Raw genomic sequence first — 24001 nt, 5'->3', positions numbered from 1 at the left:
CAACCCCGGACCACATGGAGACCCCGATGACCAAGACGAACATGGACCTGTCCGACCTTCTGGCCAAGCACGATCAGGGAGACTTTCTGCGCAGCATTGCCGAGGCCGTCCTGCAGCTGATCATGGAGGCGGATGTCGAAGGCCTGATCGGCGCTGGCAAGCACGAGCGCAGCGGCGAACGCACGACGTGGCGTAACGGGTATCGAGAGCGCGCTCTCGATACCCGTCTGGGCACGCTGAACCTGCGGGTTCCCAAGCTGCGTCAAGGCAGTTACTTCCCGGGCTTTCTCGAAGCGCGCAAGACCTCGGAGCAGGCGCTGGTGGCCGTCATCCAGGAGGCGTGGATCAGTGGCGTATCGACCCGCCGCGTCGATGAGCTGGTGCAGGCCATGGGGCTGAGCGGCATTTCGAAGAGCACGGTGTCGAAGCTGTGCAAGGACATCGACGAACGTGTCGGCGAGTTCCTGAACCGCCCGCTCACCGGCGAATGGCCCTATCTCTGGCTTGACGCCACCTATCTGAAGGTGCGCCAGGGCGGAAGGATCGTACCAGTCGCGGCAATAATCGCCGTGGCCGCCAACACCGAGGGACGCCGTGAGATCATCGGCCTCGGTATCGGCCCGTCCGAGGCCGAGACATTCTGGACCGAGTTCCTTCGATCCCTGCGTGTTCGCGGCTTGGGAGGCGTCAGACTGGTCATCAGCGACGCGCATACAGGGCTCAAAGCCGCCATCGCCCGGGTCTTCGAAGCAACCTGGCAACGCTGTCGCGTCCACTGGATGCGCAACGCCCTGGCCCATGTCTCTCGCGTGGCCAGCATACCGTCGTCGCCGCTGCCATCCGGCAGGCCTTCGATCAACCCGACCGCACCCATGCCGGCGAAACCTGGCGAAAGGTCGCAGAGCAACTGCGCCCGCGCTGGCCAAAACTGGCTGATCTCATGGATGCCAGCGAGCACGACGTGCTGGCCTACATGTCATTCCCGCGCCAGCATCGCACCAAGCTGCACAGCACGAACCCAATTGAACGCCTGAACAAGGAGGTCAAGCGACGCGCCGATGTCGTCGGGATCTTCCCCAATGAGGCATCCATCACGCGTTTGATCGGCGCCGTACTGTTCGAGCAAAATGACGAATGGCAGACATCAAGCCGCTACATGATGGTCGAGGCATTCGCACAGATCGACAAGGAGGAGATCGATCCCATCCTCAGCATAACCACAAAAGCCGCCTGATCATGCCCTCAGGCCATCCAGAAAATTACACCAGCTTGACGGACGACGTGACCCGGGGACGCCTATGGCGGGCTTAACCAGTTCCAGGATATCTCTCTTAATTGGATCGACCACGCCGCGCGTGTCTTGAAACCGGGCGGCGCCCTTTGGATCAACGTCGGCTACTATCGCGCTGACAAATGGCTCCGGCGCGTTCCGATGACCTACTACCTGTTCCCGATTGGCGAACGGGTCGGCCTCCAGTTCATCCAGGAGATCGTCTGGAATCCTTCGTCGCGTCAGGCGTCGAGTAAGTCTCGGTTCTCGATCAAGTCGGAGCGTTGGATGTATTGGGTGAAGCCGGGGGGAACGCGGACGTTCAATCTCGACGCCGTCAAGGAGCCTCCAAAGCCGGGCGACAAACGGAACAACAAGCACTACTCGCTGCCCGTGGATGTTTGGACGTTCAATAAGGTCAACGGCAACTCCAAGAAGCGCACCGCGCATCCCTGCCCGTTCCCAGACGACATGATCGAGCGGATCGTCCTGGCCTGCTCCAATCTCGGTGACACCGTCCTGGACCCGTTTAGTGGGTCAGGCACGACGGGCGTCGCGGCCAAGCTCCATCAGCGTTCGGCGATCTTGCTCGAACAGTCGGCGGAGTATTGCGAGATCGCTAGGAAGCGGGTGGCTTAACCGGCGTAGCTGGTTCGGCCTGCGCTGACTGTTTGACCATCGACACCAAGGTCGGCCCCACGACAGCACCAAAGCCGAGAGCAGCGATGATTAGGATCACGGCCATCATCGCAACGATCAGGCCGTAACCGTGCGCCTCAATCTCCGTGTCCTTCGTTCGCATCCGAAACGAATGACGCGGAGCAGGCGGGACGGGCAGTGGTTTGGTTTTCTTGGGAAACATTGGGCAGACCAGTTCATTGAAAAAACTTGGTCAGCCCTTCGGGCAATGGGGCCGTTTTCGCGATTCGGGTCAATAGCGATTTGGGTTTCGAAAAGCAGTTAAATTGTTTGCCTTGGTCAAACCCTGATGACACCGCGAATTTCTGGGTGAGCTGCGATCTCGATGTCCACCAGAATTTCGAAGCGTTCCTTACATGTTCACGTCGCGCCCGGTCCTGCGCGAAAGCGAACATCCACACGAACGTGAACAATACGGGAACATTCCTAAATCAGAATCGGTTATGGACCCCGTGGGTCGTGGCGTCCCAACCCGAGTCTCGTCTTGCTTGCCCGCCCTGAGTCTGACTGGAGAGATTACAACGTCACGGCTCGTGACCTTGTCGCCGACTCCGAAGTCTACATCACGTTCTCCTGCGCCGGATGCCGCTTGATCCGTGAGGCCAACGTCTGGCGGATCGGCGCGAGGTTGGCCGACGATCCTCTCCAACGCCTGCGATTCCGATGCAGCAAGTGCGGCGTCTACGCCAAAGAAGTTGCGGTGCAGCGTCGCCAGTCCAGGTCCAGTGATCCTATTCTGCGGATCAGGCTCAATCCTGCTCATTGGGACGACGGCCACGAGACGGCCCACCGGCAGGCCCTGGCTCGTGCTGAGAAGGCCTGGGCCGCGAAGGGCGGACGGTAATGGGCTTCAATGCTCGCTACCGGATGTGGAACCGCGAGAACTGGCAAGGCTATGCGCCGACCATTCACGCGATGCAGCGACGCGGTTGGAGCCTGACCCTCACGTGCCGGTCGTGCCGTCTAGAGATCGCGGCGGACGCCGAGGCGTCAGCCCTATTCGAGGAGATCGCTCGGCTCACCTTGGAAGAACCTGACCGGGACTGGTCGCGGTTCGACGCGATGGTTCGCTTCCTGTTGGCGACGGCATGTCGGAGAGGCGAAGCCCTGCGGGTGCATGCGGGTCACTTCGAGACGCGAACTGTTGGCGGCAAGCCTGCCACCTTCGTCCAGTTCGAGCGGTATACGACCAAATCGAAGAAGCCCCGCGTGGTCCCGATCACGCCGGAGATCGTCGGCCTTCTACCGGTTTTGAAGCTGAAGGCAGGCAACGGCGCCCTTTTCCCTTTCCGCCCGAGCCAACTGTTCCGGATGTGGCGGACGGTTCGCCGTCGCATGACCGAGCGCGGTTATGACTTCAGCCTCGTTCGCTTCCACACAATGCGGCACACCACACTGACGCGGGCTATGCGGAAATACCCGCTCGCGATGGTGTCCAGGCTAGCCGGACACGCCTCGATCCAGATCACGGCGGATCGCTATGGCCACATCGCCGCTGACGATTTGGTCGATATGGTTGGTGACATCGCAGCTTAGCCGGAGCATGGGGGGCTATGGCTCATATCGCTTCAGAAATAGACGTTCGGATTGGTGGCGAGGTCCGTGCGCGCCGTGACAAGTTGAAGGTCACGCAGGCCCAACTGGCCTCCGCCATCGGCGTCACCTTCCAGCCGGTCCAAAAATACGAGCGCGGCGTGAACCGTATATCGGCGGCGACGCTGCTCGCTATCGCCGAAGCTCTGAACTGCCACGTGGCCGACCTTTATGGCGACCCCGATCCCCAGGCGATCAGCCACTCTGAACGCGCCATTCTGAAGCTATGGCAGGACTTGCGCGAACCAGAGCGCGACGCCGTCATCGCCATGATCCGCGCCTTCCAGAAGGACTAGGCTGCGAGCGCGGCCTTCAACGCCCTAGCTTCGTCCAGCGACGTGACTTCTCGGACTTCGACCTTCGTCATCGCGCCCGATTTGGTGAGCGTTTCCGAACGGTGCGTGATGCCGTCCTTGACGTCGAACTCGTAAGTCGAGACGCCATCTTCGAGCACGATGTGCGCGACGCCGCCCTGATCGAAGGTCAGTGATTGGGTGACATCCGCGATGGCCCTGGCCAAGCGTGAGCGAATGGCGAAGCGGTCGGCGCCCGGCTCGTTTAGCTTGGCGAGTTCCGCTGCAAGCGCGGCTTGGCTCTCGTTCTGAGCCGGGGTCGAACGGATGGCGTCCAGGCCTTTGCGGGCGTCGATGATCTCCTGATCCAGATCGCGGGCATCGGCTTCCGCCTTGTCGAGAAGGCGTCCCAACGTTGGCGAACCTGCGCGTTCGATCATCTGCTCAGCGATAGAATCCATCCGGACGGCCAAAGCAGCGCGAGCATGTTCGGCTTCAGCGAGGCGGGCGACCGCCTGACTGTCATCGACCCGACCACCATGGAACTTCGTGGCCAGCACGAGGTCTAGGAACTTGGCTTCGAACTCGAAATAACGGACGCCTTTGGTATTCGTGCAGACACCACGGACGCCCGCCGAGCATCGAAGATAGACATTCTGCCCCCCGGCTGACGAGCGATGGCAAGCCGATCCGCAGTGGTGACACCGGCCCAACTTCGAGAACAGGTTGGCGTAGTCATTGCCCTTTCGTCCTCGCGAACCCTTGAACGATCGCTTGTCCAGCGCGGCTTGAACCTGATGCCAGACCGCTGGCTCCATCACGGGATGGAAATAGTCCGGCTCAACCGGCCCGGCCACAACGGGCTTCCCATCCGGCCCGTCCATCATCGGCTGATGTTCACCCAGCACTGAGCGTCCACGCAGGATGTTGAGGACGCTATTGTTGTGCCACGACGGCAGGCGACCATCCCGGCGAGGCGCGCCCCATGATGGGATGCCATCCTGATTCAGACGGCGCGCCACCTTGCCGGTGCCATAGCCCAACTCAACGACCTCATGAGCCATGCGATGGATAAGCGCGACCCGATCCGGGCGCGGCCTATCGACCGTCTCAAGCCACTGCGGAAGGAACGCGACCATCCGTTTAGCGGACGGATCAGCCCGCCTTGCTTTCCAAACTGACTTCGAACGGACCGACTTCTTTTCCGACTCTTCGTTCGCGACGGCCATCTTGGAGAGCGTGATGATCAAGCCGGTCCACTGAGCGTTCAGGTTCGCACGATTGCATTCCTGCCCGTCCATCGTCGTGATGACCGTCACCCCGGCGTTGATGATCCGGGTGTAGGTATCGAGGGCATCCATCACCGCTTCGCGGCTCAGCCGGTCAATCGATTCCAGGATCAGGATCGAACCCGGCGCAATCTCTCCGTCGTCCAGGCGGGCCAGCCATTTCGACAGGTTGCCAACCTTGCGATTGGCGCCCTTGAAGGCTGACTTGCCCTCGTCGGAAATCCATTCCGTTATCTTCAACCCGCGCTTGTCGGCTTCAGCCTGGGCTGACGCGCGCTGGCGGGCGATGGAGTCGCCGTCTTTCTGACGGTCGGTGGAGAATCTGACGTAGGCGTGGACGCTTGCAGGAATCCGCGATTTCAGGTTTGAGGACATAACAACAAACTACCAGATGCGTCGGCGTGGCCGCATTATTAGAATGGCCCAAACTTCGCCGCACCTGTTCCAGACTAGTTCAGGGTTGCGCCATTCCCGGGGAATCGCGCGATCATCGCCAACGATCCGATCCGAGGAACCTTCATGGCCGACACTGAATCCCGCTTCGCCCGCATGAGCCGTCGTGCGGCCATCACCGGCGCCGCACTGGCGACCATGGCTCTGGCCGCGTGCGGCGGCGGCGCCAAGGGTGCGGCCGAGGGCGACATGGGTCTGGGCGCGCCCGAAGGCGCCAAGGTCACCGTGGTCGAATACGCCTCGGTCACCTGCCCCCACTGCGCCCTGTGGCAGAAGAACACCTGGCCGGCGTTCAAGGCCAAATACGTCGACACCAACAAGGTCCGCTACGTCTTCCGCGAACTGCCGACCCCGCCGGTCGACGCCGCCACCGCCGGCTTCCTGGTCGCGCGCTGCGCCGGCCCGGACAAGTATTTCGACGTCGTCCACCAGTTGATGGCGACGCAGCAGGAGATGCTGACCTCCTCGCCGCGCGACTGGCTGCTGCGCACCGCCCAGGCCGCCGGCCTGTCCGAGCAGCAGTTCAACGACTGCGTCACCGACAAGGACGCCGTCGCCGCCATGGAGAAGCGCGTTCAGGCCGCCCGCGCCCAGGGCGTAACCGGCACCCCGGCCTTCTATGTCAATGAGACGCAGGTCATCTCGCCCGGCGGCGAAGGCGCCAGCTTGGCCGACCTGTCCACCGCCATCGACGCGGCCCTGGCCAAGTAACCGAGGCCTAATCAGATGATGCGACGCGCCTTCATCGCCGCCGGTTCCGCCCTCGCCGCCCTGTCCGGCGGTTTGGCGACGCCGGCGCTCGCCGCCGATGCACCCCCGCCCGTCACGGCTCAGGATCATATCCTGGGTCGGGCGAATGCGCCGGTGACGGTGATCGAATACGCGTCCTTCACCTGCTCGCACTGCGCGGACTTCCACAACACCGTGCTGCCGGCCTTCAAGGCCAAATACATCGATACCGGCAAGGTCCGGCTGGTTCACCGCAACCTGCCGACCCCGCCCGCCAATGTCGCCGCCGCCGCGGCTGCGGTCGCCATGTGCGCCGCGCCCGAACGCTATTTCGACGTGGCGGCCGTCTTCATGCGCGATCAGGCCAATCTGCAGACCACCGGCGCCCAGCCCTGGTTCGCGGCCGGCATCGCCGCCAGCGGCAAGACCCGCGAGCAGATCGAAGCCTGCCTGAACGGTCCAACCATCCGTACGGCCCTCGACGCTCAGATCGAAGGCGCGCGCGCCGCAGGCGTCACCGGCACGCCCACCTTCTTCGTCAACGGGACGATGGTGATGGAGCATTCGCTGGAGGCCCTGTCGGCCGCCGTCGATCCGCTGCTTCGGTAGTCCGTCGGGACGATGCAGTTCCAGCGCCTCCGGCTCGTCGGCTTCAAGTCGTTCGTCGATCCGGCGGAGGTGCACATCGAATCCGGCCTGACCGGCGTCGTCGGTCCCAACGGCTGCGGCAAGTCCAACGTCCTTGAAAGCCTGCGCTGGGTAATGGGGGCCAATTCGGCCAAGGCCATGCGCGGCCAGGGCATGGATGACGTCATCTTCGCCGGGGCTGCTGGCCGGCCTCCGCGCAGTCACGCCGAAGTCAGCCTGACCATCGACAACGCCCAACGCCGCGCGCCCCAACCCTTTACCGACAGCCCCATGCTGGAGGTGTCGCGCCGCATCGACCGGGGCCAGGGCTCGACCTATCGCATCAACGGCAAGGAGGTGCGCGCCCGCGACGTGCAGCTGCTGTTCGCCGACGCCTCGACCGGCGCCAACTCGCCCGCCCTGGTGCGTCAGGGCCAGATCTCGGAACTGATCGCCGCCAAGCCGCAGAACCGCAGGCGCATCCTGGAAGAGGCGGGCGGCGTCGCCGGTCTGCACACCCGTCGGCACGAGGCCGAGCTGCGCCTCAAGGCCGCCGAGACCAATCTGGACCGGCTGGACGACATCGGCCGCGAGTTGGAGACGGCGCTGAACCGGCTGAAGCGCGAAGCCCGTCAGGCCGAGAAATACAAGAAGATCTCAGCAGAGATCCGCGCCCTTCAGGCCGCCCTGCTCTATGTGCGCTGGAACGACGCGCGCCTGGCCGCAGAGGCCGCCGCCGCCGAACTGCGCGAGGCCGACCGGGCGGTGGCCGACACCACGACCGCCGCCGCCGCCGCCCAGACGGCCGCCCTGTCCGCCCAGGAAGCCCTGAAGCCCGCGCGGGAAGAAGACGCCGTCGCCTCCGCGCTGCTGCATCGCGCCAGCTTGGAGCGCGATCGGCTGGACATGGCTGAACAGGCCGCCCGCGCGGAAGTGGATCGCCTCAAGGCCGAGGCCGTCCGCATCGCCGCCGACGCCGCGCGCGAAGACGGCATGGCCGCCGACGCCCAGCGCGAACTGGACCGGCTCGACAACGAACTGGCCCGGCTGAAGGCCGAGATCGCCGGCGCCCCCGAACGCGGTCCCGAACTGGACAAGGCTCTGACCGCCGCTGAGGACGCCCGCAAGGCCGCCGACGGCGAGGTCGAACGGCTGGCGGGTATGCTGGCCGCCGTCGAGGCCCGCGCCAACGCCGAGAGAGCCCGCAAACGCGACGCCGAGACTCGACTGGCCCGCGTCATCGCCCAGCATGATCAGGCCCGCCGCGAGCGCGAGGCTCTGGGGCCGCTGGAAACGCCCGAGTTGGAAACCGCCCGCCAGGCGCTGGAAACGGCGCAGGCCGACCTTGCCGCGGCGCGCGACGCCGTCGAGGCCGCTGAGGCCACACGCGGCGACCTGGCCCGCGCCGAACAAGAGGCCCGCACCGCCGCCCGCGCCGCAGAGGACCGGTTGGGCCGGCTTCAGACCGAGGCGCGCGGCCTGGCCCAACTGCTGGTCACCGGCAAGCGCGACCATCCCCCCGCCTTGGACAAGGTGCGGGCCGACAAGGGGTTCGAGGCCGCCCTGGCCGCCGCCCTGGGCGACGATCTGGACGCGGCCCTGGACGCCAAGGCCGCCGCCTATTGGGGCGGGGCGGATGCGCCCTCCCCGTCCTGGCCCGCCGGGATCACGCCCCTGTCCGACCATGTCCAGGCGCCGGCACAGCTGGCTGCTCGCCTCGCCCTGTGCGGCGTCGCCCCCAAGGCCGACGCCGCTCGGCTGGCTCAGGCCCTGCCGTCCGGCGTGCGCCTGGTGACGGTTGAGGGGGACCTCTATCGCTGGGACGGGTTCGTCAGCCGCGCCGAGGCGCCGCGTCCGGCCGCCGTGCGGCTGGCACAGCGCACGCGCCTGGCCGAGCTTGAAGCCGAGATCGACAAGGGCAGACCAGCGCTGGATCAGGCGCACGCGGCCCAGAAGTCGGCGACGGAAGCCTTTCGCGTCGCCGAAGAGGCGGTCAAGACCGCACGCCTGAGGCCCTTCGCCGCCGACAAGGCCGTGACCGCCGCCCGCGACCGCGTCGAGACTCTGGCCCGTGAGCAGGCCCGACGCGAGGCGCGCGCCCAGGCGCTGGACGACACCGTGACCCGGTTGGCGGCCGACGCAGCCGAGGCGCAAGCCGCCCTGGACGTCGCCCAGACCGCCGACGCCCCGTCCGAGACGATCGCCGGTCTGCGCAACGAACTGACCGCCGCCCGCGCCATGGCCGACGCCGCCCGCACCGCCGCCCAGACAGCCCGCTCGGACCGCGATGTCGAGGCCCGCGATCGTCAGGGTCGCGAGCAGCGGCTGGGCAGCCTGACCCGCGCGCGCGAGGGCTGGGTGACGCGATCCAGGGACAGCGCCGGCCGCGTCGCCGCCTTGGCCAAGGACGCCGACCGGACGGCCGCGCTGCTGAAGCAGGCCGAGGTCGCGCCTCAAGGCTTCGCTGAACAGCGCGGCAAGCTGCTGGACACGCTGGTCGCCGCCGAACAGAGGAAACAGGCGGCGTCGGACGCCATGGCCGTCGCCGAGACCGAGGCGAGCGAGGCCGACCGCGCATCGCGCGCCGCCGAGACCGCCGCGTCCCAGGCCCGCGAGGCGCGCGCCGGCCTGGCCGCCCGCGCCGAGGCCGCCGCCGAGAAGCTGACCGAGGCCGAAACCACCCTGCGCGAGACGGCGCAGATGTCGCCGCAGGAGCTGGGTCAGAAGCTGAATGACGACGCCATCGCCCGGCCGCCCGACGCCGCCGGGGCCGAGAGCCTGCTCTACGGGCTAGAGCGCGAGCGCGAGGCCCTGGGGGCCGTCAACTTGCGCGCCGAGGACGAGGCGGTCGAATACGGCGAGCGGCTGAACAGCATGAAGTCGGAGCGAATCGACCTGACCCAGGCGATCGCCAAGCTGCGCGACGGCATCGACGAGCTGAACGCCGAGGGCCGCGAGCGGCTGGTAGCGGCCTTCGACGTGATCAACGCCAACTTCAAGACCCTGTTCGAAGCCCTGTTCGGCGGGGGGCAGGCGGAGCTGAAGCTGGTCGAGAGCGACGACCCGCTGGAGGCGGGACTGGAGATCTACGCCTGTCCGCCCGGCAAACGGTTGTCGGTCATGAGCCTGATGAGCGGCGGCGAGCAGGCGCTGACCGCGGCGGCCCTGATTTTCGGCGTCTTCCTGGCCAACCCCGCGCCGGTCTGCGTGCTGGACGAGGTGGACGCGCCGCTGGACGACGCCAATGTGGACCGCTTCTGCCGGATGCTGCACGAGATGCGCAGCCGCACCGACACCCGCTTCATCGTCATCACCCACAACCCTGTGACCATGAGCCGAATGGACCGGCTGTACGGCGTCACCATGCCCGAGCGCGGCATGAGCCAGCTGGTCAGCGTGGACCTGAAACAGGCGGAGACCCTGGTCGCATGAGGACGATCCTCCCCCGAGAAGCGAAGCGTACCGGGGGAGGGGGACCGCGCGTAGCGTGGTGGAGGGGGCGGATCGCGCGCAGGCCTGGCCGAAAGGCTTCTTCTCCCTTGGTCAAAGCTCGTGCTGCATTCGCCCCCTCCACCGCTTCGCGGTCCCCCTCCCCCGCTGCGCTGGGGAGGATCGGCATGGCGATCAGCCTTCTCGCTTCGCCAGCCTTGGCTGACCCCGCTCTGGTCCCGACCGGCGTGGGAAGGTTCGCCATCTATGCCGACGCGGCCTCGATCGAACGCGAGGGCGACGTGGCGCGGATGCGGGAGCTGCAGGTGACCGAGGCCGGCTTCAAGGTCGGAGACGTGACCTATGTCGGCGGCTGGTCGCGGTGGGCGTTCGACTGTCGGGCGAGGACGGCGGATCGGTTGGACTTCTCGTCTTTGAAGGCGGACGGAACGGAAGGGCCGGCGACGCCGGACGCCGCCCCCGCCTATGACGCCGCGCCGGGCGGGGATGCAGCCGAGCTGCTGGCCATCGCCTGCGGAGCCGAACAGCCGGCTCAAGCGCTGACGCTGCAGCAGGCCATCAGCCAGGGACAAAGGGCGCTGGCGGACTGATCGCTCCCTCGGACGGCTTGTCCGACCCCTGCGGCCATTCGATACGGTCGCGCGGCAGGGCCTCGCGGCATTCGTCGCGCATGAAGGCCATCAGCTTCTCGCGAATCTCGCAGCGCAGGTCGAAGGCGACCGGGGCCGAGCGGGCGCTGGCCAGGCAGCGCACCTGAAGCACGCGTTCGGTAATGTCGGTCACCTGCATCACCTGCACGTCGCCGTCCCAGTGTTTGGACGCCTTGACGATGCCCTCGAAGGCGATGCGCAGCCGGTCGATGGGCGCTTCGTAATCGACGTAGAAGAAGGCCACGCCGATCAGGCGGGCGTTCTCGCGCGTCCAGTTCTGGAAGGGCTTGGTGATGAAATAGGACAGCGGCAGCACCATCCGGCGCCAGTCCCACAGCTTGACCACCACATAGGTCGAGGTGATCTCCTCGACATTGCCCCACTCGTTCTCGACGATGACGGCGTCGTCCAGGCGGATGGGCTGGGTCAGGGCGATCTGGATGCCGGCGACCATGTTCGTCAGGATCGGCTGAAGCGCCAGACCGGCGATGATGCCGACCACGCCGGCCGAGGCCAGCAGGCTGACGCCCCACTGACGGAAGCCGGCGATGGTCATCAGGGCCAGGCCCACGGTGACGATGAACAGCACGACCTTCGCGACCCGCTGCAGGATGCGGGTCTGGGTCAGGTGCTTCCTGGCCAGCAGATTGTCCTCGACGGCGATATTGTACCGCTTGAGATGCATGACCGACCACATGTCGAGCACGCCCGACGCCATCCAGCCGAGGGTCAGGATGAACAGGAACAGCAGAGCGCTGCGGATATCCTCGGACGGGCCGGGGTCCATCGGCGAGACGGTCACGCCGATGCCGATGCCGATGATGATGATCAGGACGCGCAGCTTGACCCGCGCGCGCTCGACCACGCCGCGCCAGAAGAGATCCTTGTTGCGAACGACGCGACGCAGGATGGCGAAGGCGATCTTGTGCGTCAGCCAGCCGCCGCCGACGAAGACCAGCAGGACCAGGCCGATGACCGCCCATTCGGGCAGCCAGTCGAACCGGTGCCACAGGGCGCGGATCTGGCGGGTAACGGCGATGATCTCGGGAGGCATGGGTTCCCTAACGCATCAGGGCCTTTGCGGTTGAGCCGTCGCCTCGACGAGGTCGGCCAGGCGTTGGGCGGCGTCGGGGATGGCGACGCTGCGGGCGGCGGCGGACATGGCCGACAGGCGCGCCGGGTCGGACAGGACGCCGGTCAGGGTCGAGGCCAGGCGATCGACGGTCAGGTCGTCTTCCAGAATGACCTCGGCCGCGCCCGCATCGGTCAGGGCCTTGGCGTTCAGGCGCTGGTGGTCGTCGGTGGCGATCTTCAGCGGGATCAGGACGGACGGCAGGGCCGCGACCGCCAGTTCGGCGCAGGTCGAGGCGCCGGAGCGGCCGACGACCAGATGCGCCCTGGACAGCCGGTCAGCCATGTCGCGGAAGAAGGGGGCGACCTCGGCCTCGATCCCGGCCTCCAGATAGATCTGACGCGCGGCCTCCAGCGTCTCGGGGCGGGACTGCTGCTGCACCTTCAGGCGGCGGCGCAGGGCTTCCGGCAGGGCGGCCAGCGCGCGGGGTGTGGTCTCGGACAGGATACGGGCGCCCTGGCTGCCGCCGGTCACCAGCACATGGATCGGGCCGTCGGCGGCGGGCGCAGCATAGGGGCGGTCGAACAGGGCGCGGATCTCGGACCGCACCGGCGAGCCGACGACATGGGATCGGCCCTGCACCTTGGCCGGCGCACGTTCCAGCGTCGGGAAGGACGAGGCGACCTGACCGACATAGGGGGCCAGGATGCGGTTGGTGCGGCCCAGGACCGCATTCTGTTCATGGATCACCGTCGGTCGCTGGGACGTGACGGCGGCGACCAGGGCCGGGGCGGACGGATAGCCGCCGAAGCCGACGACGATGTCGGCGCCCAGCCGGTCGAAGGCCGCTCGCGCCTGGACTACGCCCTTGAAGATGGCGACGCCGGCCTTGATCAGACCCAGGGGGCCGGAGCCGGTGGCGGCGTCCAGCGCCAGCCGTTCCTCGGCGGGGAAGGCGTGGGCGTATTGTTCGCCCCGGTGATCGGTCGCCAGGACAACACGCCAGCCGCGCGCCGCCATCTCGCGCGCCAGGGCCTCGGCCGGGAACATATGGCCGCCGGTGCCGCCGGCGGCGACGACGCAGAGCTTGGTCATGGGCGAGGCTCCGAAAAAGAAGGTCTGAATAGTCTTAAGTTCAGACGGTGGGCAGGCAAAAACACCGTCTAATTCGTCTAATCTGTCTAAAGTCGGTGGGGAACGGTGCGGCGAGGAACGGGGCGGCGACAGGATCGCACGGTTTTGTAGCGTGGGCAGGAGACGGTCGCTGGTCGGCGTCAGGCGTTTGATATTACGGGGACGTCTAGTCGGGAAAATGCTGGCTAATCTTCTTTCGTCATCCTCCGACGAGCGGAGCGAGATCGGGGGACCCAGCGGCGCCGGAGGCGATGCGTCCGCCACGAGATGTTCGACTTGCTTAGTCCGCGACAGTTTCGCGCTCACGCGCGCCGCTGGGTCCCCCTGTCGCTTCGCGCCGGAGGATGACGAAGGTCAAAGGAGCCGCCGGCCCAGGGTCAGGCTGGCGCCGGGTTCGTAGGCGCCGGGGCGGCGTCGCGTCAGGGCTAGGGCAAAGCCCATGGTCAGGCCCATGGCCAGCATTGAGGAGCCGCCATAGCTGATGAAGGGCAGGGTCATGCCCTTGGTCGGGATCAGGTTCAGGTTCACCGCGACGTTGATGCAGGCCTGTAGCCCGATCAGCATGAACAGGCCCGCCGCCGCCGTCTGCTCGAACGGGTCGGTCAGCTTCATGGCCCGGCGCATGCCGCGAATGACGATGAAGGCGTAGAGGCTGATCATGATCAGGCTGAGGATCAGGCCGAACTCCTCGGCGCCGACGGAATAGATGAAGTCGGTGTGCAGGTCGGGCACGCGGCGCTTCATCACGCCCTCGCCGATGCCCCGGCCGAGCAGGCCGCCGGCGCGAATGGCCTCCGAAGCGCTGTCGATCTGGTGGGTGTCGGTGGTCTCGGGCGAGAAGAAGCGGCTGAGGCGGTCGCGCATGTGGCCAAAGACGAAATATAGCGACACCAGCCCCGCCATGCCCAGGCTGGCCAGAACCGCCATCCATTTGAACGGCACGCCCGCCATGAAGAAGACGGCCATGAAGGTGGTGGTGATCAGAAGCGTCTGGCCGATGTCGGGCTGGATCAACAGCAGGGAGACGGTCAGGGCGTAGAAGCCGAAAGCGATGGTGACGCCGGGCACCCCCTGCCCCTTTTGCGCCTCGGCGAACATCCAGGCGGCGAAGACGATCAGGCCGGGCTTGGCGAACTCGGACGGTTGCAGGCTGAAGGGGCCGAAGTTCACCCAGCGGGCGGCCCCCTTCACCGTGTCGCCGATGAAGGGCAAGGCCATCATCACGACGATGGCGCCGAACAGGGCCAGGACGGCGATCCGTCGCACGCCGCGCGGCGACATCAGCGAGGTTGTCAGCATGATGCTGAGCCCCACGCCCGAAAAGACCATCATCCGCCAGGAATAGTGGAAGGGGTCGGTGATCGATTCATCAGCCAGGATGGCGGCGGGGCTGGAGGCGAAGCTGAGCGCCACGCCCAGGGCCATCAGCGCGAGCGCCGCGCCCAGCAGGCCGCGATCCACGGTCCAGAACCACTGGGCCACATGGCTTTGGTCGTTGCGGGAAAAGGCGGGGGTGTAAGGAGCGCTCATGACGCGGTTTCCGGGACGGCGCCGAGGGCCAGGACGGCGGCGCGGAAGGCCTCGCCGCGCGCCTCGAAGTCCTTGAACTGATCGAAGCTGGCGCAGGCGGGGGACAGAAGGACGATCTGATCGCCGCCGGCCGAGGCCGCATCGGCGGCAGCGGCGGCCACGGCGGCGTCGAGGGTGTGGGCGATGATGTGCGGTGTATCGGCCAATGTGTCGGCGAAGGCCGGGGCCGCGTCGCCGATCAGATAGGCCTTGGCGATGCGGGGGAAGAGGTCGGCGAGGTCCGCGATGCCGCCGGCCTTTGGCACGCCGCCGGCGATCCAGAAGACGGAACGGTAGGAGGCCAGCGCCTGACGCGCGGCGTCGGCGTTGGTGGCCTTGGAATCGTTGATGAAGCGCACGGAGCCGAGGCGGCCGACCGCCTCCATGCGATGGGCCAGGCCGGGAAAGGACAGCAGGACGGCGACGGCGGCGTCGTGGGTGACACCCAGAGCGCGGGCGGTCGCATAGGCGAAGGCGGCGTTCTGGGCGTTGTGGCGGCCGGGAAGCGAACGGGCGGCGGTGAGGTTTACGAGTTCGCGATCTTCGCTCCAGATCGCACCGGGCACAGCCTTGATGCCGCTCATCCCCGCGAAAGCGGGGACCCAGTTCTGTGGGCGATATGCAGACTGAGATGAGGTTGGGTGGTGATCCCCGGCATGGTGTTCCGACGAAAGCTCTGGGTCCCCGCTTTCGCGGGGATGAGCGGAAGAAGAAATGGCGATCACACGTTGGGAAAGTCGGGCAGCGATCCCCCGCCCCCAATCCTCATCCACGCCGACCAAGGCCACACCATCTGCCCCCTGCCCTGCGAAAATCCGGCGCTTGGCCGCGACATAGCCGTCCATGCCGCCGTGGCGGTCCAGGTGGTCGGGCGAGATGTTGGTCAGGATGGCGACATCGGGGGCGAAGGTCGTGGTCAGGTCCAGCTGATAGCTGGAGACCTCGATGACATAGACGGCGTCGGGCGTGGGTTGGGGCAGTACCAGGACGCCGACGCCGATATTGCCGCCGACGTGGACCGTCAGGCCCGCCGACTTCAGCACCCAGCCGATCAGGGCGGTGGTGGTGGACTTGCCGTTGGTGCCGGTGATGGCGACGACGCGCGGCCGCTGATCCTTCTGCCGGGCGGCCAGGGCGCGGGCGAACAGCTCGATGTCGCCGAGGACGGGCACGCCGGCGGCGCGGGCCAGGTCCACGGTCCAGTGCGGCCTGGGATGGGTCAGGGGCGCGCCGGGCGACAGGACCAGGGCGGCGAACTCGGACCAGTCGGCGGCGGCCAGGTCCTCGACCGTGAAGCCCTCGCCTTTCGCCTGCGCCCGGCCGGCCTCGCCGTCGTCCCACAGGATCGGGATCGCGCCCCCGGCCTGAAGGGCGCGCGCGGCCGTGATCCCCGACCGTCCCAGGCCGAAGACCGCGACCCGCCTGCCTTCAAAGCCGGGAACGGGGATCATCGGATCAGCGCAGCTTCAGCGTCGACAGGCCCAGCAGGGCCAGGGCGCCGGCGATGATCCAGAAGCGGATGACGACGGTGGATTCCGGCCAGCCCATCTTCTCGAAATGGTGGTGGACCGGCGCCATCAGGAAGATGCGCTTCTTGGTCAGCTTGTAATAGCCGACCTGGATCATGACCGAGGCGGCCTCCATGACGAACAGGCCGCCGACGATGCCCAGGACCAGTTCGTGCTTGGTGGTGACGGCGATGGCGCCGAGCGCGCCGCCCAGGGCCAGCGAACCGGTGTCGCCCATGAAGATCTTGGCCGGGGGGGCATTGTACCACAGGAAGCCCGCGCCGCCGCCGATCATGGCTGCGCAGAAGATGGCCAGTTCGCCCGCGCCAGGCACGTGGTGGACCTGAAGATACTGGGCGAAGACGAAGTTGCCGGCGAGGTAGCTGATTACGCCGAACGCGCCCGCCGCCATCATCACCGGCACGGTCGCCAGTCCGTCCAGACCGTCGGTCAGGTTCACCGCATTGGAGAAGCCGACGATGGTGAAGGCGGCGAAGGCCACATAGAACCAGCCGATGTTCAGCAGCACGGCCTTGAAGAAGGGGAAGGCGATCGACGTCTCGAGCCCCGGCGAGGTCGGCGAGACGGTCATCCACAGCACGGTCAGGACGCCGGCGACGACGGCGACGACGGTCTGGGCCAGGAGTTTCTGTTTGGACGTCAGGCCGGCCGAGGTCTGTTTGGTCACCTTGGCGTAGTCGTCGATGAAGCCCAGCACGCCGAAGGCCGCCGTTACGAAGCTGACGATCCAGATGTAGGGATTGGTCAGGTCGCCCCAGAGCAGCACCGCCACGCCGATGCCGGCCAGGATCATCAGACCGCCCATGGTCGGGGTGCCGACCTTGGACAGGTGGGACACCGGGCCATCGTCGCGGATCGGCTGGCCCCGGCCCTGTTTGGCGCGGATCCAATTGATGAAGCGGCTGCCCATGGCGACGGCGACGATCATGGCGGTGGCCATGGCGAGGGCCACGCGCACCGTCTGGTACTGGACCAGGTTCAGCAGCGGATACTGGTGCGCCACGTCGGCGTAGTAGAGATAGAGCAGGTAAAACATGTTTCTTCCCTACCGCGACGCCCGCGGGGCGTCACTGCTTGAGGGGACGCCTTGGGCGCGACTGAGGTTCGCCAAGGCTTGGGCCACCAGCGAGGCCTTGGAGCCGTTCGAACCCTTGACCATGACGATGTCGCCGGGCGCGACCAACAGGGCCGCCTCGGCCGCCAGTTCCGCCGCCGTCGCGCGCCAGACGCCGCGTCGCGAGACCGGAAGGGCGTCGTAGAGCCAGCGCATCTCGGGACCGGCGGCGTGGACCAGGTCGAGGCCGGCGGCGTCGATGGGAGCGGCGAGACCTTCGTGCAGGTCGCGGCTCTGCTCACCCAACTCCAGCATGTCGGTCAGCACCACCACGCGGCGGCCCGAGGTTGAGCGCGCGCCCAGGGTCTTGAACCCGGCGGCCATGGACAGCGGATTGGCGTTGTAGCTTTCGTCGATCAGGGTGAAGGCGCCATCCGGCGTCGTGACCGTGCGCGTCTGGCCACGTCCGGCCAGAGGCTGGAACCCCGCGAGGGCTTCAAGACCCGTCTCCAGCGGCACGTCCAGGGCGTCGAGCATCAAGAGGACGCACAGGCTGTTCAGGCCCCAGTGGGCGCCGGACTGGGCCAGACGATAGTCGATGCGTCGCCCGAACAGTTCGGCGGCGACCGCCGCGCCCTCGGTATCCGGCCGGAAGTCCAGCAGACGGGCGTCATGGCCGGCGTCGGATCCGAACGTCAGCAGGCGCGCGCCGACCGCCTTGGCCGCGTCGCACAGGACGGCTGAAAAGGCGACGTCGCCGTTCGCCACCGCCGCACCGCCGGGCACCAGACCCTGGAAGATGGTCGCCTTTTCACGCGCGACGCCCGCCTCGCCGTCCGCGAAGGCCTCGATATGCACCGGACCGACGGTGGTGACGCAGGCGGCGTGGGGGGCGACGAAACGCGAGAGGGGCGCGATCTCGCCCGGCGCATTCATGCCGATCTCGAACACGGCGCGCTGGGTCTCGACCGGCATCCGGGCCAGGGTCAAGGGCACGCCGATGTGGTTGTTGTAGCTCTTGATCGAGCCGTGAGCGAGGCCGGCGAGGTCGAGGCCCGCCTTGATCGCCTGGGTGACGCTGGTCTTGCCGACGCTGCCGGTGACGGCGCCGCGCTTCACATGGGGCGCGCGCTCGCGGGCGGCGACGCCCAGGGCTTCGAGACCGCGCAAGGTGTCGGGCACGACGACGCAAGGGCCGCCCTCGACCGGATGTTCGACCAGGGCGGTCGCGGCGCCCGATGCGAAGGCGCCGCTGGCGAACTGATGCCCGTCGCGTTCGCCCTTCAGCGCCAGAAACAGATCACCGGGGACGATCTCGCGGCTGTTGTAGGTCAGGCCCGTGATCGGGCGATCGTCGCCCTGCAGCACGCCGCCCGTGGCGGCGGCGACTTCGGCGGCCGACCAGAGCGGGCGGGCGGAGTGTTCAGGCATAGAGAGACAGGGCCTCGGACGCGACAGTGGCGTCGTCGAAGGGGTGGGTCACGCCCGCGACGATCTGACCCTGTTCATGCCCTTTTCCGGCGATGACCACCACATCCCCGTCACGCATCATTTCGACGGCGGCCTCGATGGCGGCGCGGCGGTCGCCGATCTCGATCCCGTCCGGGCAGCCGGCGCGGACCTGGGCGCGGATGGCGGCGGCGTCTTCGGATCGCGGATTGTCGTCGGTGACGATGGCGATGTCGGCCAGACGCCCGGCGATCTCGCCCATCAGGGGGCGTTTGCCGCGATCGCGGTCGCCGCCGGCGCCGAAGACGACGATCAGGCGGCCGGTCGCGTGGGGGCGAAGCGCGTTCAGCACCGTCTCGAGCCCGTCTGGCGTGTGGGCGTAGTCGACATAGACCTCGCCCCTTCCTTTTGTGTCTTGGCCTTCCTGGCCGCCGTCGATGCGTTGCAGGCGGCCTTGCGCCCCGGTCAGGCCTTCCAGCGCGCCGATGACGGCGTCGGCGGGATCGCCGGCGGCGATGCACAGACCGGCCGCCACCAGGGCGTTGGACGCCTGAAACGCGCCGGCCAGAGGCAGCAGGATTTCGCGGATGTCGCCGCGCACGTCGATGGTCAGACGCTGACCCTCAGGCGTCGCGCGACGGCCGATCAGGGTCAGGTCGCGCCCACGCTCGCCCACGCCCATGACGCCCAGACCCGCCATGATCGAGGCGGAGGCGAAGACCGAATAGGCGTCGGAATCGGCGTTCAGCACGGCGGTGCGGCCGCGCGGCAGCAGGGTCTCGAACAGGCGCATCTTGGCGGCGCGGTAGTCCGCCATGGTGCCGTGATAGTCGAGGTGGTCCTGGGTCAGGTTGGTGAAGGCGGCGGCCTTTAGAGCAACCCCGTCCAGGCGGCGTTGGTCGATGCCGTGGGACGAGGCCTCCAGCGCGACGTGCGTCACCTCCTTGGCGGCCAGTTCGGCCATCAGGCGCGCGGCCTCGGCGGCGTCGGGGCTGGTCAGGCCGGGGCCGGTCAGGGCGTAGGTCTTGACGCCCTTCTGGCCGATCACCCCCAGCGTGCCCATGCTGGCGGACTTGTGGCCGATCCCGGCCCAGATCTGGCGGCAGAAGGTGGCGACCGAGGTCTTGCCGTTGGTGCCGGTCACGGCGACGCAGGTCTTGGGCTGGGCGCCGTAGAAGCCGCGCGCGGCGATGGCGTAGGCCCGGCGCACGTCGCCCGACGTGACCAGAACGGGCGCCGCGCCATCCGGCGTGTCGGTCGGCGCCAGAACTGCAGCGGCCCCTTGCGCCAGCGCCTGGGGGATGAAGGCGCGGCCGTCGGCGGCCGTGCCCGGCAGGGCGACGAACAGGGCGCCGGGCGAGACCTTGCGGCTGTCGGCGGTGACGCCGGTGATGACCGGATCCGAGGTCACGTCGCGACGCAGCAGGTCGGACAGATGAAGCGCGCTCAAAGCCCGTCCCCCGCCACGTCCTGATACTGCGGGATCTTCTCGCCCGAGGCCGTGCGCCAGCGGTCGTCGCGGCGTTCGACGCCCAGGAAGCCGGCGATGCGGTCGGCGATATTGTGCACGGCGGGCGCAGCGACATAGGCGCCGGTCTTGGGATAGGTCCCCGGCTCGTCCATCACGATCAGGATGGCGTAGCGCTTGCCGTTCAGCGGGCCGTCGACGGGGAAGACAGCCGCGAAGGAGCCCAGGGCGTGGCTGGGGTCATAGCGACCGCCGACCAGCTTGTTGGCCGAGCCGGTCTTGCCGCCGACCCGCAGGCCCGGCGCGTCGGCGAAGCCGCCCGAACCCTTGACCACGTTGCGACGCAGCAGGTCGAGAATGGCGCGCGAGGTCTCTTCGGTCACGACCTGTTGCGGCTGGACGTTGCGGGCGCCGCCCTTGCGCAGCGACAGCGGGATCATCCGACCGCCATTGGTCAGGGCGCCCATGGCCTGAACCATCTGGGCCGGGGTGATCATGATGCCATAGCCGAAGGACAGCGACGCCAGGGTCGAGTTGTCCCAGCGACGCGGCACGACCGGCTTGGCCGATTCCTTCAGCTCGATCCTGGCGGCGTCCAGCAGGCCCAGGCGGCGGAAATAGTCCCGCATGGTGTTAGGTCCCATCTGCACCGCCAGTTGCGACGTGCCGATGTTGGAGGAGTGCAGATAGACCTCTTCCAGGGTCATCACCCGGTTCTGGGCGTGGAAGTCCTTGATCTTGCGATCGCCGATCTGGAAGGCCTGGGAGGCGTCGAACAGGGTGTTCATGTCGGCCCGGCCGGTGTCGAGGCCGGCGGCGACGGTGAAGGTCTTGAACACCGAGCCCATTTCGTAGTGGCCCGAAACCGCGCGGTTCAGGGTGGCGCCGTCGGGCGCCGCGCCGCGATCGGCCGAGTTGAAGGTCGGCCAGGACGCCATGCCCAGCACCTCGCCGGTCTGGACGTCGGTGACGATGCCGACGGCGCCCTTGGCCTGGTTCTTGATCGCGGCGGCGGCGAGTTCGTTTTCCAGAACGCCCTGCACGCGCAGGTCGATGGACAGGGGGAAGGCCTCGCCGCGCTGACCGGCCGCGCGGATCTCGTCGTTGAAGGCCAGTTCGGCACCCGAGACGCCCTGCCCGCCCGTGTCGGCGTCGCCGATCAGATGGACGGCCGAGGTTCCCAGCGGATAGGCGCGACGATCCTCGGGCTCGAAGGTGACGCCGCCCAGCGCCAGGTCGTGGACGGCGGCCTTTTCCTGAGGCGTCAGGCCGGTCAGGGCGATCAGGCGACGGTCGCCGCCCAGCACCTTCTTCAGCCGTTCGGCCGAGATGCGCGGCAGGGCGCGGCGAATCTGGCGATAGGCCAGGTCGCGATCCCAAATCTCGGCCGGGTCGATGTAGAGGCCGTAGTGGACGATGTTGGTGGCCAGCAGCTCGCCATTGCGATCCGTCAGGTCGCCGCGCACCAGGGCGTTCGGATTGACGCCGCGTCCCAGACCGTTGGCTGGGGCGAACAGGGCCTTGTAGGACGCGCCGATGGCCAGGCCGCCGAAGACGCAGGAAAAGACGATCAGGATCAGGAAGATGCGGACGCGGGTGTCCTCTTCCGGGCGGGCGTCGGCGCGGGCGCGCTCGAAGCCGTGCTCCAGCCGCCAGACCAGTTCCGTCAGCCAGCGCCAGAAGGGCGACAGGCGGCCTTGCAGCCGTTCCTGGAAATCGGCGCCCGGCGCCGGGCGGTGATAACGATGATCCTGAACGCTCATTGCGCCGGCTCCGGCGAGGGCGTTGGGACGGGCGCGTCGTCGGCGACGGCGGCGGGCGCCGGCGCGGCTGCGGGAGCAGATGCGGCGGGTTGAGCGGGGACAGGTTTCAGGGCGGTCAGCTGACCTTCCTTGGCCTGACGGGCGACGGCGACGGGCGCCATGCCGATCTGGCGCGACAGGCTTTCCAGACGCGCGGGCTGTTCCAGACGGGCGACCTCGGCGCGCAGCAGGCGGACGCGCTGTCCGTTCTCGCGAATGTCCTGTTCGATCTGGGCGATGCGGCTGCTCTCACGCGCTGCGGCGGCCTTGGCGGCATAGACCGAGACGATCATGATCGCGACCAGGACCACGCCGATGATCTCGACCCAGCGCACGCCGCGCACCTTCCAGTCGAACAGGCGCTGAAGGGCGGTGCGGGAATAGGTGAAGAAGGGCGCCGTGGTCATGCCGCCGCTCTCCCATCGATCCGACCCCAGGCCGGGGCGTCGGTGCGCACGGCGGCACGCAGCTTGGCCGAGCGGGCGCGAGGGTTGGTGGAACGCTCTTCGTCGCCCGCCTCGCGCGCGCCCTTGAACTGAAGCGTGAAGCTGGGCTTGCGCGGATCGACGGCCATCGGCGCATGACGCGAACCGGCGGGGCTGTTGCCGGTGCGCTCGGTCAGGAACGCCTTGACGATGCGGTCTTCCAGCGAATGGAAGGTGACGACGGCGAGGCGTCCACCGGGGGCGAGCGTCGCCTCGGCCGCTTCCAGACCGCGTTCCAGCTCGCCCAGTTCGTCGTTGACCGCGATGCGCAGGGCCTGGAACACGCGGGTCGCCGGATGGATGGGCGCGCCGCGACGGCCGCCCAGGGCCTTTTCGACCACCTCGGCCAGATCCAGGGTGCGGGTGAAAGGCTGTTCGGCGCGACGACGCAGGATGGCGGTGGCGACGCGGCCCGACTGACGCTCTTCGCCATACAGTTTGAAGATGTGGGCCAGGGGACCGTGGTCCCAGGTGTTGACGATGTCGGCCGCGGTCGCACCCTCATCGGACATGCGCATGTCCAGCGGACCGTCGCGCATGAAGGAGAAGCCGCGCTCGGCCTGATCCAGCTGCATCGACGAGACGCCGATATCGAAGACGGAGCCGTCCAGCTTCGCTTTGCCGCTGTCGGCGAAGGCCTGGGCCAGACCCGAGAAGGGGGTGCGGATCAGCTGGAACTGGCCGGGAAAGTCGCTGGCGACGGCGTCGGCGTGCGGCTGGACCGTCGGGTCGCGATCCAAAGCGACGACCTGGGCGCCGGTCTTCAGGATGGCGCGGGTATAGCCGCCGGCGCCGAAGGTGGCGTCGATCACGACGTCGCCGGGCGCGGGCGCCAGGGCCTCGATCACCTCGGCCAGCAAGACGGGGGCGTGGGGAGAATTGGGGGAAGCGTCCGTCACGATCCGCCTCCCGCCAGCTTCATCTGGGCCGCCAGCTTCAGGGCGCCGATCTGGGCCATGCCGGCCTTGGCCAGGGCGCGCTGTTCGGCGCGGCGCGCCGCCCATTTCTCGCGCGACCAGATCTGGAACCGGTCGTTCAGGCCGACGATGACGACGGTCTCGCCCAAGCCCGCCTCGGCGCACAGCGCTTCGGGCAAGGTGATCCGACCGCCGGAGTCATAGGCCAGACGCACCTGCTCGCCCATCACCTGCCACTCCAGCGCCGAACGCTCCTCGGAGCCGAACGGCAGGGCCTCGATCATCTCGGCATAGACGGCGAACAGGCGGTCGCCGCCCGCTTCCAGACAGTCGGCCTCGATCGAAGGGAAGATGAAGACGCCGCCAGCGGCGCCGTTTTCGGTCGTGCGGAAATCGTTGGGGATGAGGAGACGGCGCTTGCCGTCCAGCTGCTTCTCATAGGTCGAGAGAAACACGCCCTGTCCAATCG

The 24001-nt window shown here is 67.6% G+C and carries 18 protein-coding genes and 2 pseudogenes; 8 read left to right on the top strand and 12 right to left on the bottom strand.

What is annotated here, in order from left to right; genetic code table 11:
• Positions 1 to 26: 26 nt before the first annotated feature.
• From ABIB58_RS05135 to ABIB58_RS05120, 4 genes and pseudogenes are all read left to right on the top strand, one after another.
• Positions 27 to 1234 (top strand): annotated as a pseudogene (locus tag ABIB58_RS05135) (IS256 family transposase).
• Between the two features lie 84 nt (positions 1235 to 1318).
• Positions 1319 to 1909: pseudogene (locus tag ABIB58_RS05130) on the top strand (DNA-methyltransferase); the annotation flags it as partial.
• A gap of 903 nt (positions 1910 to 2812) precedes the next feature.
• The gene (locus ABIB58_RS05125; protein WP_045809656.1) at positions 2813 to 3505 is read left to right on the top strand and encodes a tyrosine-type recombinase/integrase; all 693 of its coding nucleotides are present in this window, start codon (positions 2813 to 2815) and stop codon (positions 3503 to 3505) included.
• Between the two features lie 17 nt (positions 3506 to 3522).
• Positions 3523 to 3858 (top strand): helix-turn-helix domain-containing protein, encoded by a 336-nt coding sequence (locus tag ABIB58_RS05120; RefSeq protein WP_045809655.1) that lies wholly within the window; start codon positions 3523 to 3525, stop codon positions 3856 to 3858.
• Here ABIB58_RS05120 and ABIB58_RS05115 read toward each other — a convergent pair.
• A complete protein-coding gene (locus ABIB58_RS05115) occupies positions 3855 to 5519 on the bottom strand; it encodes a recombinase family protein (protein ID WP_045809654.1) in 1665 nt (554 codons plus the stop codon). The genes ABIB58_RS05120 and ABIB58_RS05115 overlap by 4 nt on opposite strands.
• A 144-nt stretch (positions 5520 to 5663) precedes the next feature.
• Here ABIB58_RS05115 and ABIB58_RS05110 point away from each other — a divergent pair, with 144 nt between their 5' ends.
• The 4 genes from ABIB58_RS05110 to ABIB58_RS05095 all read left to right on the top strand — a co-directional run bounded on the left by ABIB58_RS05110 (position 5664) and on the right by ABIB58_RS05095 (position 10993).
• The gene (locus tag ABIB58_RS05110; protein WP_039246870.1) at positions 5664 to 6308 is read left to right on the top strand and encodes a DsbA family protein; all 645 of its coding nucleotides are present in this window, start codon (positions 5664 to 5666) and stop codon (positions 6306 to 6308) included.
• 15 nt (positions 6309 to 6323) lie between these two features.
• Complete coding sequence (locus ABIB58_RS05105; protein ID WP_354039427.1) at positions 6324 to 6935, top strand: DsbA family protein; 612 nt, start codon at positions 6324 to 6326, stop codon at positions 6933 to 6935.
• A 12-nt stretch (positions 6936 to 6947) separates the two neighbouring features.
• The gene (gene smc, locus ABIB58_RS05100; RefSeq protein WP_354039425.1) at positions 6948 to 10385 is read left to right on the top strand and encodes a chromosome segregation protein SMC; all 3438 of its coding nucleotides are present in this window, start codon (positions 6948 to 6950) and stop codon (positions 10383 to 10385) included.
• Between the two features lie 185 nt (positions 10386 to 10570).
• Positions 10571 to 10993: a surface-adhesin E family protein gene (locus tag ABIB58_RS05095; protein ID WP_354039423.1), complete on the top strand. Its 423-nt coding sequence runs from the start codon at positions 10571 to 10573 to the stop codon at positions 10991 to 10993.
• Here ABIB58_RS05095 and ABIB58_RS05090 read toward each other — a convergent pair.
• The 11 genes from ABIB58_RS05090 to ABIB58_RS16405 form a co-directional block, all read right to left on the bottom strand.
• Positions 10962 to 12107: a mechanosensitive ion channel family protein gene (locus ABIB58_RS05090; RefSeq protein ID WP_354039421.1), complete on the bottom strand. Its 1146-nt coding sequence runs from the start codon at positions 12105 to 12107 to the stop codon at positions 10962 to 10964. The two genes, ABIB58_RS05095 and ABIB58_RS05090, sit on opposite strands and share 32 nt — an antisense overlap.
• A 15-nt stretch (positions 12108 to 12122) precedes the next feature.
• Positions 12123 to 13220 (bottom strand): undecaprenyldiphospho-muramoylpentapeptide beta-N-acetylglucosaminyltransferase, encoded by a 1098-nt coding sequence (murG, locus tag ABIB58_RS05085; RefSeq protein ID WP_354039419.1) that lies wholly within the window; start codon positions 13218 to 13220, stop codon positions 12123 to 12125.
• A gap of 393 nt (positions 13221 to 13613) precedes the next feature.
• On the bottom strand, positions 13614 to 14789 hold the full coding sequence (locus ABIB58_RS05080; RefSeq protein WP_039246861.1) for a peptidoglycan glycosyltransferase FtsW: 1176 nt from the start codon (positions 14787 to 14789) through the stop codon (positions 13614 to 13616).
• Positions 14786 to 16279, bottom strand: a complete 1494-nt coding sequence (murD, locus tag ABIB58_RS05075; protein WP_354039417.1) for a UDP-N-acetylmuramoyl-L-alanine--D-glutamate ligase — start codon at positions 16277 to 16279, stop codon at positions 14786 to 14788. Before murD ends, ABIB58_RS05080 begins: the two co-directional genes overlap by 4 nt.
• A gap of 4 nt (positions 16280 to 16283) precedes the next feature.
• Positions 16284 to 17393, bottom strand: coding sequence for a phospho-N-acetylmuramoyl-pentapeptide-transferase (gene mraY / locus ABIB58_RS05070; protein WP_017504532.1), 1110 nt, complete (start codon positions 17391 to 17393; stop codon positions 16284 to 16286).
• Between the two features lie 9 nt (positions 17394 to 17402).
• Entirely contained in the window at positions 17403 to 18842 is a 1440-nt protein-coding gene (locus tag ABIB58_RS05065) for a UDP-N-acetylmuramoyl-tripeptide--D-alanyl-D-alanine ligase (protein WP_354039414.1), read from the bottom strand.
• Complete coding sequence (locus ABIB58_RS05060) at positions 18835 to 20310, bottom strand: UDP-N-acetylmuramoyl-L-alanyl-D-glutamate--2,6-diaminopimelate ligase (protein ID WP_354039412.1); 1476 nt, start codon at positions 20308 to 20310, stop codon at positions 18835 to 18837. Before ABIB58_RS05060 ends, ABIB58_RS05065 begins: the two co-directional genes overlap by 8 nt.
• Positions 20307 to 22091, bottom strand: coding sequence for a peptidoglycan D,D-transpeptidase FtsI family protein (locus ABIB58_RS05055; protein WP_185225553.1), 1785 nt, complete (start codon positions 22089 to 22091; stop codon positions 20307 to 20309). Before ABIB58_RS05055 ends, ABIB58_RS05060 begins: the two co-directional genes overlap by 4 nt.
• Positions 22088 to 22537, bottom strand: a complete 450-nt coding sequence (ftsL, locus tag ABIB58_RS05050) for a cell division protein FtsL (RefSeq protein ID WP_045809643.1) — start codon at positions 22535 to 22537, stop codon at positions 22088 to 22090. Before ftsL ends, ABIB58_RS05055 begins: the two co-directional genes overlap by 4 nt.
• A complete protein-coding gene (gene rsmH, locus ABIB58_RS05045; protein WP_354039410.1) occupies positions 22534 to 23514 on the bottom strand; it encodes a 16S rRNA (cytosine(1402)-N(4))-methyltransferase RsmH in 981 nt (326 codons plus the stop codon). The genes ftsL and rsmH overlap by 4 nt, the downstream gene beginning before the upstream one ends.
• Positions 23511 to 23987, bottom strand: a complete 477-nt coding sequence (locus ABIB58_RS16405) for a division/cell wall cluster transcriptional repressor MraZ (RefSeq protein WP_502909729.1) — start codon at positions 23985 to 23987, stop codon at positions 23511 to 23513. The genes rsmH and ABIB58_RS16405 overlap by 4 nt, the downstream gene beginning before the upstream one ends.
• Positions 23988 to 24001 lie beyond the last annotated feature (14 nt).

Source organism: Brevundimonas sp. UYEF29, from assembly GCF_040546195.1.
GTDB lineage: Bacteria > Pseudomonadota > Alphaproteobacteria > Caulobacterales > Caulobacteraceae > Brevundimonas > Brevundimonas huaxiensis.
The sequence above is the reverse complement of the archived record's forward strand: the minus strand, read 5'-3'. Positions and strand labels throughout refer to the sequence as shown.

Coding starts and splice junctions, on each gene's coding strand:
- ABIB58_RS05105 (WP_354039427.1), top strand. CDS start 6,324: ATGATGCGACGCGCCTTCATCGCCGCCGGTTCCGCCCTCGCCGCCCTG.
- ABIB58_RS05090 (WP_354039421.1), bottom strand. CDS start 12,107: ATGCCTCCCGAGATCATCGCCGTTACCCGCCAGATCCGCGCCCTGTGG.
- ABIB58_RS05125 (WP_045809656.1), top strand. CDS start 2,813: ATGGGCTTCAATGCTCGCTACCGGATGTGGAACCGCGAGAACTGGCAA.
- ABIB58_RS05065 (WP_354039414.1), bottom strand. CDS start 18,842: ATGCCTGAACACTCCGCCCGCCCGCTCTGGTCGGCCGCCGAAGTCGCC.
- ftsL (WP_045809643.1), bottom strand. CDS start 22,537: ATGACCACGGCGCCCTTCTTCACCTATTCCCGCACCGCCCTTCAGCGC.
- ABIB58_RS05095 (WP_354039423.1), top strand. CDS start 10,571: ATGGCGATCAGCCTTCTCGCTTCGCCAGCCTTGGCTGACCCCGCTCTG.
- mraY (WP_017504532.1), bottom strand. CDS start 17,393: ATGTTTTACCTGCTCTATCTCTACTACGCCGACGTGGCGCACCAGTAT.
- murG (WP_354039419.1), bottom strand. CDS start 13,220: ATGACCAAGCTCTGCGTCGTCGCCGCCGGCGGCACCGGCGGCCATATG.
- ABIB58_RS05115 (WP_045809654.1), bottom strand. CDS start 5,519: ATGTCCTCAAACCTGAAATCGCGGATTCCTGCAAGCGTCCACGCCTAC.
- ABIB58_RS05055 (WP_185225553.1), bottom strand. CDS start 22,091: ATGAGCGTTCAGGATCATCGTTATCACCGCCCGGCGCCGGGCGCCGAT.
- ABIB58_RS05080 (WP_039246861.1), bottom strand. CDS start 14,789: ATGAGCGCTCCTTACACCCCCGCCTTTTCCCGCAACGACCAAAGCCAT.
- ABIB58_RS05110 (WP_039246870.1), top strand. CDS start 5,664: ATGGCCGACACTGAATCCCGCTTCGCCCGCATGAGCCGTCGTGCGGCC.
- smc (WP_354039425.1), top strand. CDS start 6,948: ATGCAGTTCCAGCGCCTCCGGCTCGTCGGCTTCAAGTCGTTCGTCGAT.
- ABIB58_RS05120 (WP_045809655.1), top strand. CDS start 3,523: ATGGCTCATATCGCTTCAGAAATAGACGTTCGGATTGGTGGCGAGGTC.
- murD (WP_354039417.1), bottom strand. CDS start 16,279: ATGATCCCCGTTCCCGGCTTTGAAGGCAGGCGGGTCGCGGTCTTCGGC.